Source organism: Paraburkholderia terricola (assembly GCF_003330825.1).
In the GTDB taxonomy this organism is placed as follows: domain Bacteria; phylum Pseudomonadota; class Gammaproteobacteria; order Burkholderiales; family Burkholderiaceae; genus Paraburkholderia; species Paraburkholderia terricola.
In genome coordinates this window covers 2,709,909-2,727,542 of record NZ_CP024941.1, presented here as the reverse complement: position 1 = coordinate 2,727,542, position 17,634 = coordinate 2,709,909, and the positions used below count along the sequence as shown (strand labels likewise).

At 64.2% G+C, this 17,634-nt stretch carries 19 protein-coding genes and 1 pseudogene; 12 read left to right on the top strand and 8 right to left on the bottom strand.

What is annotated here, in order from left to right; translation table 11 throughout:
* Window positions 1-5: 5 nt before the first annotated feature.
* Window positions 6-2,066 carry an NADPH-dependent 2,4-dienoyl-CoA reductase gene (locus tag CUJ90_RS12070; protein ID WP_114162842.1) on the bottom strand — a complete coding sequence of 687 codons (2,061 nt, stop codon included), beginning with the start codon at window positions 2,064-2,066 and terminating at the stop codon, window positions 6-8.
* Window positions 2,067-2,428: 362 nt separating this feature from the next.
* Here CUJ90_RS12070 and CUJ90_RS12065 point away from each other — a divergent pair, with 362 nt between their 5' ends.
* Window positions 2,429-3,223 (top strand): DUF4397 domain-containing protein, encoded by a 795-nt coding sequence (locus tag CUJ90_RS12065; protein WP_083084078.1) that lies wholly within the window; start codon window positions 2,429-2,431, stop codon window positions 3,221-3,223.
* A gap of 269 nt (window positions 3,224-3,492) precedes the next feature.
* Here CUJ90_RS12065 and CUJ90_RS12060 read toward each other — a convergent pair whose 3' ends face one another.
* Entirely contained in the window at window positions 3,493-3,627 is a 135-nt protein-coding gene (locus CUJ90_RS12060; protein WP_073430504.1) for an entericidin A/B family lipoprotein, read from the bottom strand.
* A gap of 199 nt (window positions 3,628-3,826) precedes the next feature.
* Window positions 3,827-5,260 carry a sensor histidine kinase gene (locus CUJ90_RS12055; RefSeq protein ID WP_114162840.1) on the bottom strand — a complete coding sequence of 478 codons (1,434 nt, stop codon included), beginning with the start codon at window positions 5,258-5,260 and terminating at the stop codon, window positions 3,827-3,829.
* Window positions 5,261-5,452: 192 nt separating this feature from the next.
* Between CUJ90_RS12055 and CUJ90_RS12050 the strand changes: the two genes are divergently transcribed.
* The 5 genes from CUJ90_RS12050 (at window position 5,453) to CUJ90_RS12030 (ending at window position 7,770) form a co-directional block, all read left to right on the top strand.
* Complete coding sequence (locus tag CUJ90_RS12050) at window positions 5,453-5,629, top strand: DUF1328 domain-containing protein (RefSeq protein WP_073430502.1); 177 nt, start codon at window positions 5,453-5,455, stop codon at window positions 5,627-5,629.
* An 89-nt stretch (window positions 5,630-5,718) separates the two neighbouring features.
* Window positions 5,719-5,880 carry a DUF1328 domain-containing protein gene (locus CUJ90_RS12045; protein ID WP_073430501.1) on the top strand — a complete coding sequence of 54 codons (162 nt, stop codon included), beginning with the start codon at window positions 5,719-5,721 and terminating at the stop codon, window positions 5,878-5,880.
* 85 nt (window positions 5,881-5,965) lie between these two features.
* On the top strand, window positions 5,966-6,538 hold the full coding sequence (locus CUJ90_RS12040; protein WP_073430500.1) for a ferritin-like domain-containing protein: 573 nt from the start codon (window positions 5,966-5,968) through the stop codon (window positions 6,536-6,538).
* Window positions 6,539-6,691: 153 nt separating this feature from the next.
* Window positions 6,692-7,324, top strand: a complete 633-nt coding sequence (locus CUJ90_RS12035) for a response regulator (RefSeq protein ID WP_083084075.1) — start codon at window positions 6,692-6,694, stop codon at window positions 7,322-7,324.
* A gap of 20 nt (window positions 7,325-7,344) precedes the next feature.
* The gene (locus tag CUJ90_RS12030) at window positions 7,345-7,770 is read left to right on the top strand and encodes a response regulator (protein ID WP_114162838.1); all 426 of its coding nucleotides are present in this window, start codon (window positions 7,345-7,347) and stop codon (window positions 7,768-7,770) included.
* A 63-nt stretch (window positions 7,771-7,833) separates the two neighbouring features.
* On the opposite strand, the gene CUJ90_RS12025 is transcribed toward CUJ90_RS12030, so the two are convergent.
* Window positions 7,834-8,814 (bottom strand): chemotaxis protein CheV, encoded by a 981-nt coding sequence (locus tag CUJ90_RS12025; RefSeq protein WP_073430497.1) that lies wholly within the window; start codon window positions 8,812-8,814, stop codon window positions 7,834-7,836.
* Window positions 8,815-9,212: 398 nt separating this feature from the next.
* Between CUJ90_RS12025 and CUJ90_RS12020 the strand changes: the two genes are divergently transcribed.
* Together CUJ90_RS12020 and CUJ90_RS12015 are read left to right on the top strand one after the other, a co-directional pair.
* Window positions 9,213-9,803 carry a DUF4142 domain-containing protein gene (locus CUJ90_RS12020; RefSeq protein WP_114162837.1) on the top strand — a complete coding sequence of 197 codons (591 nt, stop codon included), beginning with the start codon at window positions 9,213-9,215 and terminating at the stop codon, window positions 9,801-9,803.
* Between the two features lie 185 nt (window positions 9,804-9,988).
* Window positions 9,989-11,014, top strand: coding sequence for an aldo/keto reductase (locus CUJ90_RS12015; RefSeq protein ID WP_114162835.1), 1,026 nt, complete (start codon window positions 9,989-9,991; stop codon window positions 11,012-11,014).
* 113 nt (window positions 11,015-11,127) lie between these two features.
* On the opposite strand, the gene CUJ90_RS12010 is transcribed toward CUJ90_RS12015, so the two are convergent.
* Window positions 11,128-11,871 carry an SDR family oxidoreductase gene (locus CUJ90_RS12010; protein ID WP_114162833.1) on the bottom strand — a complete coding sequence of 248 codons (744 nt, stop codon included), beginning with the start codon at window positions 11,869-11,871 and terminating at the stop codon, window positions 11,128-11,130.
* 140 nt (window positions 11,872-12,011) lie between these two features.
* Here CUJ90_RS12010 and CUJ90_RS12005 point away from each other — a divergent pair, with 140 nt between their 5' ends.
* A complete protein-coding gene (locus CUJ90_RS12005) occupies window positions 12,012-12,923 on the top strand; it encodes a LysR family transcriptional regulator (RefSeq protein WP_114162832.1) in 912 nt (303 codons plus the stop codon).
* A gap of 9 nt (window positions 12,924-12,932) precedes the next feature.
* On the opposite strand, the gene CUJ90_RS12000 is transcribed toward CUJ90_RS12005, so the two are convergent.
* Window positions 12,933-13,382 carry a VOC family protein gene (locus tag CUJ90_RS12000; RefSeq protein WP_114162831.1) on the bottom strand — a complete coding sequence of 150 codons (450 nt, stop codon included), beginning with the start codon at window positions 13,380-13,382 and terminating at the stop codon, window positions 12,933-12,935.
* Between the two features lie 233 nt (window positions 13,383-13,615).
* Between CUJ90_RS12000 and CUJ90_RS11995 the strand changes: the two genes are divergently transcribed.
* The 3 genes from CUJ90_RS11995 (at window position 13,616) to cuyB (ending at window position 16,701) form a co-directional block, all read left to right on the top strand.
* Complete coding sequence (locus CUJ90_RS11995) at window positions 13,616-14,539, top strand: LysR family transcriptional regulator (RefSeq protein WP_114162830.1); 924 nt, start codon at window positions 13,616-13,618, stop codon at window positions 14,537-14,539.
* Window positions 14,540-14,662: 123 nt separating this feature from the next.
* Entirely contained in the window at window positions 14,663-14,980 is a 318-nt protein-coding gene (locus CUJ90_RS11990; protein ID WP_073430490.1) for a single-stranded DNA-binding protein, read from the top strand.
* A 158-nt stretch (window positions 14,981-15,138) separates the two neighbouring features.
* The gene (gene cuyB, locus CUJ90_RS11985) at window positions 15,139-16,701 is read left to right on the top strand and encodes a cysteate racemase (RefSeq protein ID WP_114163539.1); all 1,563 of its coding nucleotides are present in this window, start codon (window positions 15,139-15,141) and stop codon (window positions 16,699-16,701) included.
* Here cuyB and CUJ90_RS11980 read toward each other — a convergent pair.
* Together CUJ90_RS11980 and CUJ90_RS11975 are read right to left on the bottom strand one after the other, a co-directional pair.
* Window positions 16,588-17,109 (bottom strand): annotated as a pseudogene (locus CUJ90_RS11980) (cytochrome b/b6 domain-containing protein); the annotation flags it as partial. The gene cuyB and the pseudogene CUJ90_RS11980 sit on opposite strands and share 114 nt — an antisense overlap.
* Before the next feature lie 19 nt (window positions 17,110-17,128).
* Window positions 17,129-17,392 carry a PepSY domain-containing protein gene (locus CUJ90_RS11975; RefSeq protein ID WP_083084065.1) on the bottom strand — a complete coding sequence of 88 codons (264 nt, stop codon included), beginning with the start codon at window positions 17,390-17,392 and terminating at the stop codon, window positions 17,129-17,131.
* Window positions 17,393-17,634 lie beyond the last annotated feature (242 nt).

Genomic DNA, 17,634 nt, shown 5'->3' with positions numbered 1-17,634 from the left:
CAGCATCAAAGCGCCGCCGCTACTTCCGCGCCTTCGCGAATCGCGCGTTTGGCATCCAGTTCCGTCGCGACTTTCGCTCCGCCAATCACGTGATAGCGCGGACTCTGTGTCTCCACCGACCTCTCCGCCGCAACCACGCCCGCCGCCGCGGCCTGCGGCAGCAGATCGCGCAGCGATTCCTGCCCCGCGCACACCACGATCGTGTCCACATCCAGCCATGCCTCGACGCCCTCACGCGCGATCTTCAAACCGCGCGCGCCGATCTCCAGATACGACACGCCGCCGAGCGTCTTCACGCCGTTCCTGGCGAGCGTCGCGCGATGCACCCAGCCGGAAGTCTTGCCGAGCCCCATGCCGAGCTTGCCGGCCTTGCGCTGCAACAGCCAGATTTGCCGCGCCGGCTTGGGCGGCGCCGGCGCTTTCAGACCGCCGCGCTCGCGCACCGCGAGATCGACGCCCCATTCGTCGAGCCACGCGTCGCGCGGCATCGGCAACGGCTCGCCCGGACGATGTAGCAGGTACTCGCTGACATCGAAGCCGATGCCGCCCGCGCCGATCACCGCGACGCGTGCGCCGACCGGCGCGCCGCGCAGCACGTCGACGTAGGACAGCACGTTCGGCCCGTCGATGCCGGGAATCGCCGGCCGCCGCGGCACGATGCCGGTGGCGACGATCACGTCGTCGTAAGCGCCCGTGGCGAGCAGCGCGGGATCGACGCGCGTATCGAGCCGCACGTCGACGCGATGACGCCGCAACTGGCTCTGAAAATAGCGGATCGTCTCGCCGAATTCCTCCTTGCCCGGCACGCGCATCGCCAGGTTGAACTGGCCGCCGATGGTTGGGCTCGCATCGAACAGCGTCACGCGATGCCCGCGCGAGGCCGCCACCGTCGCCGCCGAGAGTCCCGCCGGACCCGCGCCGACCACCGCCACCGAGCGCACCGCCGGTCCTGAAACGGTCCGATAGACCAGTTCGGTCTCGCGTCCGGCACGCGGATTCACGAGACACGTCGCGCGCTCGTTCCTGAACGTGTGATCGAGGCAAGCCTGATTGCAGGCGATACAGGTGTTGATTTCGTGCGCGCGTCCCTCGGCGGTCTTCACGACGAACTCGGGATCGGCCAAGAGCGGCCTCGCCATCGAGACCAGATCGCCGGCTCCCTGCGCGAGCAGTTCCTCGGCGACCTCGGGCGTATTGATGCGGTTCGACACGATCACCGGCACCTTCACGGCGGCCTTCAAGCGCGCGCTGAGCGCGGCGAAGGCCGCGCGCGGCACCGAGGTCACGATGGTCGGCACGCGCGCCTCGTGCCAGCCGATGCCCGTGTTGAACATCGTCACGCCGGCCGCTTCGAGCGCCTTTGCAACCTGCACGGTTTCGTCCCACGTGTTGCCGCCTTCGACCAGATCGATCAACGAAAGACGGTACACGACGATGAAGCGCTCGCCGCACACCGCGCGCACCTGTTCGACGATCTCGCGCGCGATGCGCATGCGGTTCTCGATGCTGCCGCCATAGCGATCGTCACGACGATTGGTGCGCGGGCAGAGGAACTGGTTGAGCAGATAACCTTCGCTGCCCATGATCTCGATGCCGTCGTAACCGGCGCGCTGCGCGAGACGGGCGCAGCGCGCATAGTCGCGCACGGTGCTCGCGATGCCGGCGAGACTCAGCGCGCGCGGCGTGAACCTCGAGATCGGCGATTTGATAGCGGATGCCGATACGACGAATGGCTGATAACCATAGCGGCCCGCATGCAGGATCTGCAGCGCGATCTTGCCGCCTTCGGCATGCACGGCCCCGGTCAACAGCCGATGATTGCGCAGATCGAACACGCTGTTCAACGTGCCGCCGAACGGCAGCAGCCAGCCTTGCCGATTCGGCGAGATGCCGCCCGTGACGATCAGCCCCACGCCGCCTTTCGCGCGCTCGCGGAAATAGGCGGCCAGCTTCGGGTAATGCCAGAAGCGGTCCTCCATGCCGGTGTGCATCGAGCCCATCACCACGCGGTTGCGCAAGCGGGTGAAGCCCAGGTCGAGTTCGGCGAGTAAGTGTTGGTAAGACATGCAGGGCGCCGTGTAAGTATTGGATGCGCACGAACAATACACCGCTCGCTCGGCCAACCTTCCGAGGAAACTTTCTAATCCTCGCAATGCATTGTCCCGTAAGACATTCCCAAGCCGCCGTAAGCCATGGCGTCCCCTGCGGCACACGCATTGCTCGTTGCGAGCGTCCATCGACATGGACCGCGCCGTTCGAAAAACAGGCGCGATGTGAGACAGGGATAGGAGGGGCAGCTTCGTTTCGACAGAGCCGGCGAGAACCATTCCAACGATCAACGAGCACGGTTGCGCACGGCGTGACATTCGAGGTGGCACGCCCGCAAATCAATGGGTCCAGCGCCCAACATCGATATAGGTGAATACAAATGAAACTAATCCGAACCATGACGGCTCTGGTTGCCGTCGCAGCAGTTCTGAGCGCATGCGGAGGCGGCTCCGACGACGTCGGCAAGGAACTCGGACTGACCAATCCGCAGATCCATTTCATCCACGCGATTCCGAGCGGGCCGGCATTGGACTTCATCGTGAACGGCACGGCGCCCTCGGGACAAACCAACGTCGCCTATAAAGGCGTGACCAATTTCACCAACATCAACACGGGTTCGACCTCGGTCGCCTACGCGGCGACGGGCACGACCACCGCGCTCGCGAGCGGCACCTTCCCCAATGTCGCGAAGGGTCACGAATACACGGTGCTGGCTTTGCCAGGCTCGAGCGCGCCGGATATCGGCCTGATCGACGATCCTTTCGACAAGGGCCTGCTGTCCAATAGCGCGCGTTTGCGCGCGTTCAACGCGTCGGCGAACGCGACCAACCTCGACCTGTATCTGGTTCAGTCCACCAACACCAACATCGCCGGCATGTCGCCGACGATGGCGGGCGTGGCGTTCAAGAACGCGGTGCCGCCGACCGGTCAGGATTCGATCTACGTGTCCGGCGGCACCTACGTGCTGATCGCGACCGTGGCCGGCAGCAAGACGCCGATCTTCCAGTCGACGTCGTTCACGCTGTCGAACAATGCCGACTGGCTGGTGACCTCGGTGCCGATCGCCGGCACGCTGAGTCAGCTCGTGCCGGGGCAGATCCATCTGCTGGTGGCGCAGAACGGCAACACGAGCACGCCGAGCGTCGAGTTGACGAACACGCTGACGGGGCAATGAGCGCGCCAAACCTGCGCATGGCCGCGGCCGATGTGAACTAACACACGCGGCGAACGCATGCGACAGGCGACAAGCGCCAGGGGAGGACGGGGCGGCGATCCACGCGAGTGGATCGCCGTTTTGTTTGCAAGGCCGCCAGCGAATGCAACGGCGTGCTGCGTACTGCGCGCTGCCATAAAAAAACCGCCGCGGTTTCCCGCGGCGGACTCTGGAGATCCTGCATGACCCGGCGCCGCTAGACGCCTGGCGCTCGATCCATTGCAAGCTGCTTATTTGGCTTTTTCGGCCGAATTCGTAATGGCGCTGCCGCCCTTCGAAATGTCCTCGCCGGCTCCCGAAATGGTGTTGCAACCGGCGAGTGCGGCCGTCCCTGCAATGAGAAGCAAAGCGATCAGTCGATTCATGAAAGTTCTCCTTGTCGAGAATGCATCGGTTGATGTTGTCGTCCGACGGTGGCGTGAGCCGGTCGGCCCGGTCTGATTGCATGTTAAAAAATGAGCGGGGACGGCGCTGTCGGTTGCGCTGCGATTTTGCTGTAGGCGTGCTCCGGTGTTTGCGTCGGCGCACTCCTACAGAAGTTCTCGCGTGTCCCGCAGCGCCTGGCTACACGGAGGTTTTCGACGGCGCCGCCGCGCCGGCGTTGGGCATCACCACGTGGATATCGGTGCCGTTCGGCACGCCGCGCCGGATGTCGAAGCGTCCGCCATGCGCGGCGACGCGCTGACGCATGCCGAGCAGCCCGTGCGTGTGCGTGCGTTTCAGATCGGCGGGCGTGATGCCGACGCCGTTGTCGGCAATGTGCAGCGCCACTTCACCGTCGCCGACCTGCAACGCGATCGACACCTTCGAGGCGCGCGCGTACTTGGCGGCGTTCGTGAGCGACTCCTGCGCGACCCGGAAGAGCGCGATCTCCGTCTGCTCGTCGAGCTGGATATCGTCGGCGGGCAGGTGCAGATCGAGCATCCAGTTGTTGCGCTGCGCGGCTTCGTCGGCGAGCGTGCGCAGCGCGGTGACGAGCCCGAAGTTCGCCAGCACCGTGGGTCGCATGTCCTCGATGATGCGGCGCTTGAGCGCGATGCCCTGGTCGAGATTGGCGAGCGCGCGCTTCAGCTTCTCGGAGACATCCGGCTCGCTGTTCTTCAGCTTGCGGTTGGCCCACGCCACGTCCATCTTGCTCGCGGTAAGAATCGCGCCGAGTTCGTCGTGCAACTCGCGCGCGAGCTGGGTCTTTTCGTTTTCGCTGACCGCCTGCAAGTGCCAGCCCAGCGCTTCGAGCTGACGGGTGCGCTCATTGACGAGCTGATCGAGTTCTTCCTGCTGCGTGATCAGTTGACGCTGCACGCGCGCCTGACGGTCGATCTGTATGCCGAGATTGCGAAACAGCAGGATGAACAGCACGATGTTCAGCGCCGACAAGCCGGCCGCGCACAGCGTGGAGATGCGCTGATCGGCGCGGCTCGCGGCGAGCGCATGCTGCGCGCGGCGCTCCTCGTTATCGCGCAGCAGCGTGAGCGTGCTGTCGATCAGCGAGGCGTCGACGGCGCCGGCCTCGCTCGTGCTGCTGCAAGCGCGGAGATCGAGGGGATGCGGCGCGGCCTGTTGCATCGCGGCAGCGCCCGCGCCGATGCGCGCCTCGATCAGCGTCGCGACCTGCGCGAAGCTCGCCGACTCGGCGGTGTCCGCCTTGCCGCCGTGGTAGAAGCCGGTCAACTGCCGCCCGCTCTGGCGAATCCGGGCGGCAGTCGCGCAAAAATCCCGCGCGGGCGCGTCCTGCTTCGTCAGAAGAAACCGGTCTTGCTGCGCGCTCAGATGCGCCACCTGGCTCGCGAGCATGCTCAACTGCACGGTGACGTCGCGCGCCTCGAGCGCGGTTTCGTATTCGGCGGCGATGCGCTCGCGCGCCGTCTCGAGAATCACGAGGCCGCCCACGGTGATGACGATCGCGACCGTCATCGCGATCGCCCAACTGCGATTGCGCATCCAGGCGCTGAGCCGCGCCGCGGCGCCTGGGTGCTGCCCGTTCGACACGTTCTGCATATCTGACACGTCGGGTTCCTGGCTCGGAGCTTCAGTGTAACGTCGCGCGGCTCGAGGCTGGCGGCGTAACGCTGCCGTAATCGAATGTCAGCGGATTCTCACACGAAAACCGGAGCGCGTCGGAATGCGCGCGCGGTCGACGACCGATAGGATGAACGTGGTCGTTCAACCGTTTTGCAGGAGGAAGCCATCATGCTGAAATGGGCGTTGTTCTTCGCCGTCGTCGCGGTGATCGCCGGCCTTCTCGGGTTTACCGGCGTGGCGGCGGGCGCCGCGGCAATTGCGAAAGTCCTGTTCGTGGTGTTCGTGATTCTGTGTGTGGTGTTCCTCGTGCTGGGCTTCGTGGTGACGAAAAAAATCATCGATTAGCGACGCTCGACGCACGCTTTGCACGCCGCGTCTTTTGAAATTGAAGCGCGGTTCGTTCGATACGAATACCAACAGGAAGGAGAGTTGCCATGCTTCACTATGCCATCGTCTTTTTCGTCATCGCGCTGATTGCCGCCGTATTCGGCTTCACGGGCATCGCGGCGGGCGCGGCCGAAATCGCGAAGATCCTGTTCTACATTTTCCTCGTCGTGTTCGTCGTCACGCTGCTGCTCGGCGTATTCCGAACGTAGACGAAATGCACTTGCTCGAAGGAGCATCGGGTGCGATTGGTGCCCGATGCGCCATCCCCACCGTACCGGATAAAGGAGAGACTCAATGGCGAACTCACCTGGCGCCCAAGGCGCGGCATCCCAATCGCGCGATCCATTCGTGATGGACGTCCGAAAGATCCGCGAGGACGCGCGCAAGCACATGTCTGACGGGCCGGTCACGCAAAGCTATGGCGCGGACCGCGAGACGGTGCTCAAGCTGCTCAACGACGCACTGGCGACCGAGATCGTCTGCACGCTGCGTTACAAGCGGCATTACTTCATGGCGAAGGGCATCAACTCCGAGGCCGTGGCCGCGGAATTCGCGCAGCATGCGAAAGAAGAGCAGGAACACGCCGACCGCATCGCCGAGCGCATCGTGCAACTGGGCGGCGAGCCGGATTTCGCGCCGGACGGTTTGCGAACGCGCGCGCATTCGGAATACAAGGAAGGCGGGAATCTGACGGATATGATCCGCGAGAATCTGGTCGCCGAGCGTATCGCGATCGACACGTATCGCGAGATCGTTCGCTATCTCGGCGAGAAGGACGTGACCACGCGGCGTCTCTTCGAGGAAATCCTCGCTGTTGAAGAAGAGCATGCCGACGACATGGCGGACCTGCTTCAGGGTCGCGAGTAGCGAATAACGAATACTCGACGAAGAACCAACGAAGAACCAACGCATAACCAACGCATAACCGGTGTGCGAAAGCGCCCGAGGGCGGCCGACGCATGCCGGAGATCATTACAATGTCTGCTTCGGAGCGTTTTCCCTGGCACGGACACCAAAACGATGATTCGAGTGCTGATAGCTGACGACCATGCGATCGTCCGAGGCGGTTTCAGGCAGTTCGTCGCGGACGAGCCGGACATGTGCGTCGCGGCGGAAGCCGCCACCGGCGACGAGACCATCAGTCTCGTGCGCGAGCAGGCGTTCGACGTGGTGCTGCTCGACATCGCGATGCCGGACAAGAACGGCATCGACACCTTGCGCGTGATCAAGCAGATTCGTCCCGAGCAGGGCGTGCTGATTCTGTCGGGTTATCCCGAGAGCCAATACGCGATCAACCTGCTGCGCGCCGGTGCGAACGGTTATCTGAACAAGGACTGCGAGCCCGAGGAAATCGTGCGGGCGATTCGCGCGGTGGCGCGCGGGCATCGCTATCTGTCCGAGGCGGTGGCCGACACGCTCGCCGACAATCTCGACAAGCCGGCCGCGGGCAGGCCTCACGAAGCGTTATCCGAGCGCGAATTCCAGATCTTCTGCAAGCTCGCGGCGGGCCGGATTCCGACCGAGATCGCGGAGGAACTGCATTTGTCGGTCAAGACGGTGAGCACGTACCGCGCTCGCGTGCTGGAGAAAATGCGGTTGGCGAACAATGCCGATCTGACGTATTACGCGATCAAGAACGGCTTGATCGAATAATGGACGATCGAGATACTCCGATGAACAGCGAATCGAACCTCGTTGACGACCCGGCCCGCCGCGCGCCGTTGCGGGTGTTGCTGATCGAGGATTCGCCGCTGATCCGCAGGAGCCTGGTGGAAGCGATCGACGCGTCCGGCTTGCTGCGCGTGGCCGCCTACGCCGATTCCGCCGACGAGGCTATCGCGCTGCTGAACGGCGAGGCGTTCGATGCGGTGATCGTCGACTTGCAGTTGAAGCGGGGTTCAGGCGTACCCGTGCTGGCGTACTTGCAGCGCGAAGGGCTGATCGATTCCGTGTTTGCTGCGGTGCTGACCAATCATGCGTTGCCGGCTTATCGGGAACGATGTGAGCAGTACGGGGTGCGGCATTTCTATGACAAGTCGTTCGAATTCGATCGGGTGATCGATGCGCTGAATGAGTATGCGTCCGCGCGGCAGCGGTAGCGGCAGCGGTAGGGCAGACTACCGCGCGGCCGAGCAGCCGCAGCCGCACGGCAAATAGCAACCTCACGCGGCAACGTCCGCCGCGGGCACCCCGCTCAAGGCATTCCGAATCGCATCCGCCAACTCCCCAGCGGCAAACTTCGCCACATACCCGTTGGCCCCGGCATTCCTCACGTGCGCCTCGTTCGCGGCCCCGGTCAGCGACGAATGAATGATCACCGGAATATCGCGGGTGCGCTCATCGGCCTTGATCTGCCGGGTCAGCATGAACCCGTCCATCTCCGGCATCTCCAGGTCCGTCAGCACGAGGGCAATACTATCCTTGACCCGCGTCCCGTTAGCCTCGGCTTCGCGCGCGACTTCCTGCAACGTGTGCCAGGCCTCTTCACCGGTCTTGGCCATCACGAAGTCGGCGCCGATCGCGGTCAACGCCTGCTCGATCAGCTTGCGGGCGAAACCGGAATCGTCGGCGGCAAGAATTTTCGCGCCGCGCCGAATGCCCAGCGCTTCGCCGACGGACGCCGGGTCCACGCTCGGATGCTGCGACGGAAACACGTCGCGCAACACCTGCTCCACGTCGATCACCTGAGCGAGCCGCGAGTCGCCCGTGTTGCCGTCGATGCGGGCAATGCTCGTGACGAGATTGCCGCCGGCCGCGCCCTCGGCGGACAGCACCTGATTCCATTCGAGCCGCACGATGTCGTCGACTTCCTCGACCGCGAACGCCTGCGTCGAACGCGCGAATTCGGTCACGAGCAGGATATTCAGCCCGCGCGTGGGCTCGCAGCCCATCAGCCGCGGCAGGTCGATCACGGGAATGATCTGCCCGCGAATGTCCACCGCGCCCATCACGAACGGCGATGAACCGGCGATCGGCGTGACCGGCGGCATGGTCGAGATTTCACGCACCTTGAACACGTTGATGCCGTAAAGCTCGTGTGCGTCGCTGCCGGGCACCGAGCCCAGCCGGTACAGCAATAACTCGAACTTGTTGGAACTGGTCAAGTTGCTGCGTTCGTCGTTCGCGCGGTGATCTACTGCCATCGAATCTCTCCAGGATTGCGTGCGTGTGGTGCGCCATGCATACGTTGCGTGTGGCCCTGGCGCGCGCCTTACATCCCTGTTATCGGCGCGATGCCCGGAAAGTTCAGCGATTCGTGCTTGTTTACTCGAATTCCCATGGTTAACACGCATGCCTTTGATTGGGGACCAAAGCGGCAGCGTCGCTGCGGCCGCTTGCGGTCATTCATCTGAGCGTTACCTGCCGTTACAGAAGCGACAGCGTCGTTTCACATGGTGCGCCGGGCGGCTCCTAGAATTCACAGCGATAAAAGCGTGGCGCCGCCAGCGGCTCGCAAGCCGCCTGCGTAAGTTGAGCGCAGCCCACGGCATCCGGGGCGCGCACGCATCGCTGTTGTTTCGCTTCACTCCAAGGAGAAAATATGATCCGCTTGCCTCTCGCAACCCTCACCCGTGCCTGCGTCGCCAGCCTGCTCGTCGTCGCCACCGCGGCCAATGCTCAAACCGCGCCGGCCCCCGCTCCGACCACCGCCGCCCCGGCCACAGCGGCGGCGGACGCCACCCGTCTGCATGCCGCCGATCAGACCTTCATCGCGGACGGCACCAAGGCCGTCGCGACCCAACGCGACGCGGCACGCATCGCCACCGCGCGTTCCTCCGACCGCGACGTCAAGGCATTCGCCGAACGCATCTCGGCCGACAACGCGAAGATTTCGGACGCGCTGCGCGCAGCCAGCCCGCGTGGCGTCGATGTGCCGAAGAACGATCCCGACATGGCGGTGCTCGCGAGCATCAACAATCTGCGCGGCGCCGAATTCGACAAGGCTTATATCGAGCAGGTCGCACTCGCCGGCCAGCAGAAGGCGTTGTCGGCGTTCCAGGCGGAAATCGCTTCGGGCCGCGACGAGCAGTTGAAGGCCGTCGCCAAGAAGTCGTTGCCGATCATCCAGGAGCACTACGCGATGGCTCAGGCACTCGCCAAACGGAAGCATCTGTCCGTCGCGGCGCAGTAAAGCAACACGCGGCACCCCACGCGGCATCGGCATGTGCACCGTCGAGCCGCGATAAAAATCCACGGTCACGCCTCGTCTTTGCAACACCTCAACGCCAGAATCCTTGTCAGCCTGCCGGCGCGATTGCGCCGGCGCGCGTAGACTGAATGCCCGTTAATCGACGGGCCAGGCCAAGGAGTTCATCAATGGAATACAGACATCTGGGTGCGTCCGGCTTCAAGGTGCCGGTGCTGAGTTTCGGCACCGGCACGTTCGGCGGCAAGGGCGAATTTTTCGAGGCGTGGGGCGCCACCGACGTCGCCGAAGCGCGGCGTCTGATCGACATCTGTTTCGACGCGGGCGTCACCCTGTTCGACACCGCGGACATCTATTCGAACGGCGCCTCCGAGTCGGTACTCGGTGAGGCGCTCAAGGGCAAGCGCGACAAGGCGCTCATTTCGACCAAGGCGACCTTTCGTTTCGACGACGCGCCGAACAGCGTCGGCTCGTCGCGCTTTCACCTGATTCAGGCGGTGGATTCGGCGCTCAAACGCTTGCAAACCGATTACATCGATCTGTTCCAGTTGCACGGCTTCGATGCGAAAACGCCGATCGCCGAAGTGATGTCCACGCTCGACGATCTCGTGCGCGCCGGCAAGATCCGCTATACCGGCGTATCGAATTTTTCCGGCTGGCATCTGATGAAATCGCAGGACATCGCGGACCGCTACGGTTATCCGCGCTATGTCGCGAATCAGGCGTATTACTCGCTGGTGGGCCGCGATTACGAATGGGAGTTGATGCCGCTCGGCATCGATCAGGGCGTGGGCGCGGTGGTGTGGAGTCCGCTCGGCTGGGGGCGTCTGACCGGCAAGATCAAACACGGCCAGCCGCTGCCGGATACGAGCCGCTTGCATAAAACCGCCGACATGGGACCGCCGGTGCCGGACGAGTATCTGTTCCGCGTGCTCGATGCGGTCGACGAAGTCGCCGCCGAAACCGGCAAGACGGTGCCGCAGATCGCGCTGAACTGGCTGTTGCAGCGGCCTACGGTGTCGACGGTGCTGATCGGCGCGCGTAACGAGGAACAGTTGCGGCAGAACCTCGGCGCGGTGGGCTGGAATCTGACGCCCGAGCAGATGGCGAAACTCGACGCGGCCAGCGCCGTGCGTCCCGCTTATCCGTACTGGCATCAGGAAGGATTCGCGGAGCGCAATCCGAAGGCGGTGTAAGCGGCACGCGCTCCGGCTCCGCGTCTCCTTTCGCGAGTTCGGCCGGAGCGGCGCACGGTCCGCTGTCATGACGGCGGACTGCATCGGGATACGCGAACGCCGGCAACCGGTTTTTAGGCCACGCCGCCGTTCGCACGCAAGACCTGTCCATTGACCCAGCCCGCGTCGGGACCGGTGAGGAACGACACGACCGAGGCGATATCGTCCGGCTGGCCGAGGCGTTGCAGCGGCGGCATGTTGGCGAAGGTCTGGATCTGTTCGTCGGTCTTGCCGTCGAGGAACAGCGCCGTGGCGACCGGGCCAGGCGCCACCGCGTTCACGGTGATCTTGCGGCCGCGCAATTCCTTGGCGAACACGTGCGTGAAGGCTTCGACGGCGGCCTTGGTTGCGTTGTAGATCGCATAGCCCGGCATGTTCAGCCCGAGCGTGGTGCTGGAGAAGTTGACGACGCGTCCGCCGTCGTTCATCCGCGCAGCGGCTTCGCGCAAGGTATTGAAGGCGCCGCGCACGTTGATGTCGAAGTTATGGTCGTACAGCGCGTCGCTGGTGTCGGCGAGCGGCATGGGCTTGAGCACGCCCGCGTTGTTGACCAGCACGTCGATCTTGCCGAGTTGTTGTTCGGTGACCTCGAACATGCGGCGCACGTCGTCCGCATTCGACACGTCGGCCTGGATCGCGATCGCCCTGGTTCCCGCCGCCGTGAGTTCGGCGACGAGCGCGTCGGCTTCGTTCGAACTCGACGCGTAGTTGACGGCGACCGCGAAGCCGTCCTTGGCGAGACGTCGTGCGACCGCCGCGCCGATACCGCGGGATGCGCCGGTCACGATGGCAATTTGTGCGTTTTTGAGCCTGTTCATGATTCGTTTCCTCGATCGAAATGAGTAGGTGAAACGAATCATGGACGCTTTCGTCGCTGAGATAATCGGGCTAGACTGCGCATCATCATTCCATTTGCTTTAACAGTAGGCGGGTTAGCCCGCGCCAAGGGCCGTCGAACATGGATCGTTTCGAGGAAATGCGGGTGTTCGTGCGGATCGCCGAGCGGCAAAGCTTCACGCGCGCTTCGGACGATCTGCAAATTCCGCGCGCCACCGTCACCAATCTGATGAAGCGCATGGAGCAGCGGCTCGGCGCGCGGCTGCTCGAACGCACCACGCGCACGGTGCGGCTCACGCACGACGGCGAGGCGTACTACCGCCGCTGCGTGCGGCTGATCGCCGATATGGAGGAAGCGGAGGGCTCGTTTTCGAACGCCGCGCCGAAAGGGCTGTTGCGGGTGAACCTGCAAGGCACGCTGGCGCGGAACTTCGTGGTGCCGGCGCTGCCGGCGTTTCTCGCGCGCTTTCCGGGCATCGAACTGACGATCGGCGAGGACGATCGCCTTATCGACCTCGTGCGGGAGGGGATCGATTGCGTGCTGCGGGCGGGCCATTTGCAGGATTCGTCGATGGTCGGGCGGCGCGTCGCGCAACTGCCGCAAGTGACGGTGGCGAGTCCCGCGTATCTGGATGCGTATGGCGAGCCGGCCGATCCGTCGGCGCTCTCCGCGCATAGGGCGGTCAATTACGTATCGAGCGCGACCGGCAAGCCGGTGCCGCTCGAATTCAGCATCGACGGCCGGCAGACAGCGATGGTCCTGCCGTCGGCGGTATCGGTGACAGGCGCCGATCTCTATACCGGTTCCGCGGTGGCGGGGCTCGGCATCGTGCAGGTGCCGCGGTATCGCGTGGAGGGGGAACTGGCCGCCGGGCGGCTGAAGATCATTCTCGCGGACTTTCCGCCGCCGTCGATGCCGGTTTCGGTGCTGTATCCGCAGAACCGCCAGTTGTCGTCGCGCGTGAGGGTGTTTGCGCAATGGTTGCGCGACATCTTCGAGGCGGCTGGCGCGGCGACGCGGGCTTCACTGTGAACGGACGCGTCAACCGGGCGCGCGCCGTGGTCCGAAGACGTTGATCAGGTTGCCTTCGGGATCGCGCAGCAGGGTCGAACTGCGCGCTTCGTTGAGCGGCTGATTCGCCCACAGAAACTCGACGCCGTGTTGCGTCAGCGTGGCGGTGGCCGCGGCCAGGTCGTCGGTTTCGAACACCACGGCCTTGTAGCCCAGCACGTCCAGATGATTCGGCGGCGGCGTGCGATCGACCCGTTGCGGATCGGCATGCGGACGCGACACCAGTTCGATGCGCACCCCCGCCGCCTCGATCATCGCGTAGTCCGCGCCGACGGCATCGAAGTGCCCGCGTTCGGTCACGACGAAGCCGAATACTTTTTCATACCACGCGATCGCGTTGTTCAGATCGCCGGTGGCGAGCGCCACGTTGTTGATGCGCAGTCCGCTGACGGGCGGGGTGGTCACGGTATGTGTCGACACGAGATTGACTCCTTCACGCTGGCCATGATGGCCGAAGTATCGAGGTGCGCGCGATCATGCGGCGCGCTCGCCGTCATGCCGCTTCGGGTTGCGCACGCAGCACTCATGCGGATTTTTCGAAATCCCGTCGTCATGGCATTTTGGCGAGACGTCAGGGGCTGATCGCCATGGTGGACTCGCGTCGCCCCTTTGCCGTACTATTTTCCCGTCGAAATTGTTCGAAGGAATGGAACATGTTGTCGGAAGACGAACTGGCTTTGCTCGACGCGATTCGCGAGACCGGCAGTCTGTCGCGCGCGGCGGCGCGCCTCGGCAAGGCGCCGTCCACGATCTCGCACGCCGCGCGGCAACTGGAAACGCGTTTCGACGCGCTGCTGTTCGACCGCCGCCGCTACCGCCTGCAACTCACGCCGGCAGGCCAACTGCTCGCCGACGAAGCCGCCCGCTTGATGCTCGACATGGCGCGCATGACGCAGCGCGTGCGTCAGATCGCGAGCGGCTGGGAAGACCGCCTCTGGGTGGTCACGGACGAGATTCTCGAATTCGAATTGCTGATGCCCGTGGTGCGCGCCTTCGACGCGCTCGGCTCCGGTGTCAAGCTGCGCTTCACGCACGAAGTGTTGAGCGGCACGTGGGAAGCGTTGCGCGACGGCCGCGCCGATCTGATCGTTGGCGCGACCAATGAACCGCCGGCGATCCCCGGCTTGCGCTGGTTCGAGCTTGGCGTGATGGAGTGGGTGTTCGCGGTCGCGCCGCGGCATCCGCTGGCGAGCGTCGCGGGACCGCTCGCACGCGAACGGATACTGGAGCATCGCGCGGTGGTGGTCGCCGATTCGTCGCGCGCGACGGCGGGGCGCGCATACGGCGTGATCGGCGGACAGGCGTCGCTCGCCGTGCCGAGCATGCGCGCCAAGATTCTGGCGCAGCGGGACGGGTTGGGCGTCGGATGGCTGCCGCGTCAGCGGGTGGCTTCGTTGCTGAAGAAGGGCGAGTTGGTGGAGAAGGCGACCGCCGATCCGCGCGAGCCGAACGTGTTGTACGTCGCGTGGCGCGGCGATCATGAAGGGCGCGCGTTGCAATGGTGGCTCGAACAGTTGCGGCAACCGCGCCTTGCGAAGCGCCTCGTGCGTGGCGTCGATCTCACGATCGCCGCTTGACGCGCGAACGATGCGTTGTTTCATGCGGGCCGCGCGGTCTCTCGTGGGATCATACGCATCGTGCTGGGCAATCCTGCTTTTTGCACGGGTTTTTGCACGGTACGCGACAACAGGAGTAGGGCGATGATCGAAGGACTAGTGGGCGGGCGGCTGTACGGCGAGGCGCAGATTCGCACGGGGCAGAACGGCAGGCGGTTTGTCACCTGCAAGGTGCGGGCCGCCACCCATGACGGCGACACGATTTTCGTCAACGTGATCGCGTTCGACGACGACGTGCAAACGGCGCTGCTCGCGTTGGGCGATGCGGACAGCGTCGCGCTCAGCGGGACTTTGACGCCCAAGGTGTGGACCGACAAGAACGGTCTCGTGAAACCGGCCGTGGACATGGTCGCGCACAAGATGCTGACGGCTTACGAGGGCCGCCGCGAAGCTGACGATTGAAGTGCCCTCGCGGCCTCCATGCCGCGCTGAACGCGAAGAAATTGTTATTTTCGTGGTTAACCCCACGTCATACTCCCTCGACATAATGTCATCCTCAAGCGCGAAAAAGCCGCCCGGCATCGAGGCGGACGATCGGAACAATGTCGGGGGAAGTCATCATGAATCGCTATCGTTCGCTGGGCGTCGTCACCGGGGCGGCGCAGCTTGCCAGCGCCGACGTCCTGAGCAGAATGGCCGCCATCTGCCGCCGCCGCGCGCGGCCCATCGATCTCGTCCTCGAACAGCGGTCCTGGCCGGGACCGGCTTCGCAGAGCACGGCGAACGCGCAGTTCAAGATTCACGTATTCGACACGATGCGCGCGTTCGAAAAGCGCGGCGTCGATGCGATCGTCCTGCCGTGCTTTCTCAGCCATGTCTTTATCGACGAACTCTCGGCGAACGTGGCCGTGCCCATCGCCAACCTCATGAGCGCGCTGTCGGCGCATGTGCGGCAAGCTTATCCGTTGGTGCGCCGCATCGGCGTGCTGACGTCGGACGCGATTCGCGATAACGGTCTCTTCGAACGCTATTTCGACGCCGGGCGCTACGAGGTGCTGCATCCGCGCAACGAAGCGGGCGTCGATTGCGTGACGAACGCGGTGTACGGCGAGAACGGCATCAAAAGCGGACATCTTCATGGCCGGCCCGTGGAGTTGCTGCGCGCGGCATGCGCGGATCTCGTCGCGCAAGGCGCGGAAATCATTTTGCCGGGGCTCGCCGAGATCGCCCTGGTCGCGCGCGCGCTCGGCACGCTGGATGTACCGCTCGTCGATGCGAACCTGGTGTATGCGCGCTACGTCACGGCGGGGCAATACTCGCCGCCCAGGCGGCGCTTCAAGCTGGGCGTGCTGGGCGGCGTGGGGCCGGCCGCCACCGTCGATTTCCTGGGGAAGCTGGTGCGCAACACGCCCGCCGCATGCGACCAGGATCACATCAAGGTCATGGTCGAACACGACCCGCAGATTCCCGACCGTACCGAGGCGCTGCTCGGCGGCGGCGACGATCCGACGCTCGCGCTCTACGCCGCATGCAAAACGCTCGAAGAGGGCGGCGCGGATCTGATCGCGATTCCGTGCAATACGGCGCATGCGTTCGTCGAACGGATTCAGCCTTCGCTCGGCGTTCCGATCGTCAATATGCTGACCTGTACCGCGGATTATCTGCGCGAGTCGTTTCCCGGCTTGCGCGAAGTCGGCGTGCTGGCGACCTCGGGCACGCTCGCGAGCCGCGTCTATGAGAAAGCGCTCGAGGCGCGCGGCTTCGTGCAGATCGCGCCGGCCGCGGCCGCCCAGGCGCGGCTGATGAACGCGATCTATGGCGCGAACGGTGCGAAGGCGGGCCATCTCGCGGGCGAATGTCGCGACGACGTCGACGCGGCGGTCGATGATCTGGTCGCCCGAGGCGTGCAGGTGATCGTGCTGGGGTGTACCGAATTGCCGCTGCTGCTGCGCGGCTCGACGCTGGCGGGCCCGGGTGGACGGATGGTGCGGCTCGTCGATCCGACCGAAGTGCTCGCGCGACGCTGCGTGGCTGATGCGCTGGCGGCGAGCGGGTCCAGGCTAAGCGCGGCGCCGCTTGCGGCCGGTGATCATGGCGGCGATGAGGTTCTCACGAGTCCACACGCTCATTGCGACAGCCGCGACGATATGAACGACAACGCAACCCTGCAATGCCACCGATAACCAATAGTGGACGGTTTGGGGCCATTCTTCTCCCCAGAATGCATCGAGACGCATGACGAACCCGCTCAGGGCGAGCGCGGCAATCAAGAACCACAGCACGGCGGCCATCAAAGCGCCAAGCGGATTGTGCGACGCGTGGTGTAGCGCCTGTCCCGCAGCCAGCGAACGCAGATAAGCGACGAGTTGTGCGCGTGTGGGCCACCAGCTCGAGAACCGTGCGGGCCGTGTGCCGATCACGCCCCAGACGAGACGTGATGCGACGAGCCCGGCCGCACAGTACCCCAGCACCCGATGTATCTGGTCGGTCGGGCCGAACAGATTCCACAGGACGATGCCCGCCACCGTCCAATGCGTGAGACGAACCCAGATGTCCCAGGTCGCGACTCGCGCGCCGTGCGATGGGTGCATGGTTCGCAAGCGCTGCCGCTTACTCGATTTCCGATTTCACGACGGCCAGCGTCTTGGTGTCGTAATAGATCTCGACCTTCTTGCCGTCCTTATTGTGGCCGTAGATCTCGTAGCAGTTGCCGTCGACCTTGAACTTCTTGATCTTGTAGCCCTGCGCTTCCAGTTGAGCGCGCGCGTCCGACTCCTTGATCCATTCGCTCTTCGGATGCGCCGTGCAATCGGCCTTCGCGAAAGCCGCATTCGACGCGGCTACGGCCGCCAGCAACACCATAAGCTTGAACATGAATATCCGTCTCCTGATTGAAAATGACCGATGACGCCGGGAAATCGATTCCTGAGCTTGCCGGGCGGCAAAAGCATGAACGGCAATCGCGGGGACCGTTCACGGCGACCGCCAGTATAACGGTGCCCGCCGCGCCGGAAAGGGTTTTGAAAGCAGGCGCGAGCGAAAGTCGCACCCTGTGGGAAGCGACTTTGCGAGCGTGCGGCGTCGTGGAAAACTGTATGAATATACAGTATAGTATC

Bases quoted from the DNA above. Each gene is read 5' to 3' on its own strand.
- CUJ90_RS12070 (WP_114162842.1), bottom strand. From the start codon at position 2,066: ATGTCTTACCAACACTTACTCGCCGAACTCGACCTGGGCTTCACCCGC.
- CUJ90_RS12065 (WP_083084078.1), top strand. From the start codon at position 2,429: ATGAAACTAATCCGAACCATGACGGCTCTGGTTGCCGTCGCAGCAGTT.
- CUJ90_RS12060 (WP_073430504.1), bottom strand. From the start codon at position 3,627: ATGAATCGACTGATCGCTTTGCTTCTCATTGCAGGGACGGCCGCACTC.
- CUJ90_RS12055 (WP_114162840.1), bottom strand. From the start codon at position 5,260: ATGCAGAACGTGTCGAACGGGCAGCACCCAGGCGCCGCGGCGCGGCTC.
- CUJ90_RS12050 (WP_073430502.1), top strand. From the start codon at position 5,453: ATGCTGAAATGGGCGTTGTTCTTCGCCGTCGTCGCGGTGATCGCCGGC.
- CUJ90_RS12045 (WP_073430501.1), top strand. From the start codon at position 5,719: ATGCTTCACTATGCCATCGTCTTTTTCGTCATCGCGCTGATTGCCGCC.
- CUJ90_RS12040 (WP_073430500.1), top strand. From the start codon at position 5,966: ATGGCGAACTCACCTGGCGCCCAAGGCGCGGCATCCCAATCGCGCGAT.
- CUJ90_RS12035 (WP_083084075.1), top strand. From the start codon at position 6,692: ATGATTCGAGTGCTGATAGCTGACGACCATGCGATCGTCCGAGGCGGT.
- CUJ90_RS12030 (WP_114162838.1), top strand. From the start codon at position 7,345: ATGAACAGCGAATCGAACCTCGTTGACGACCCGGCCCGCCGCGCGCCG.
- CUJ90_RS12025 (WP_073430497.1), bottom strand. From the start codon at position 8,814: ATGGCAGTAGATCACCGCGCGAACGACGAACGCAGCAACTTGACCAGT.
- CUJ90_RS12020 (WP_114162837.1), top strand. From the start codon at position 9,213: ATGATCCGCTTGCCTCTCGCAACCCTCACCCGTGCCTGCGTCGCCAGC.
- CUJ90_RS12015 (WP_114162835.1), top strand. From the start codon at position 9,989: ATGGAATACAGACATCTGGGTGCGTCCGGCTTCAAGGTGCCGGTGCTG.
- CUJ90_RS12010 (WP_114162833.1), bottom strand. From the start codon at position 11,871: ATGAACAGGCTCAAAAACGCACAAATTGCCATCGTGACCGGCGCATCC.
- CUJ90_RS12005 (WP_114162832.1), top strand. From the start codon at position 12,012: ATGGATCGTTTCGAGGAAATGCGGGTGTTCGTGCGGATCGCCGAGCGG.
- CUJ90_RS11995 (WP_114162830.1), top strand. From the start codon at position 13,616: ATGTTGTCGGAAGACGAACTGGCTTTGCTCGACGCGATTCGCGAGACC.
- CUJ90_RS11990 (WP_073430490.1), top strand. From the start codon at position 14,663: ATGATCGAAGGACTAGTGGGCGGGCGGCTGTACGGCGAGGCGCAGATT.
- cuyB (WP_114163539.1), top strand. From the start codon at position 15,139: ATGAATCGCTATCGTTCGCTGGGCGTCGTCACCGGGGCGGCGCAGCTT.
- CUJ90_RS11975 (WP_083084065.1), bottom strand. From the start codon at position 17,392: ATGTTCAAGCTTATGGTGTTGCTGGCGGCCGTAGCCGCGTCGAATGCG.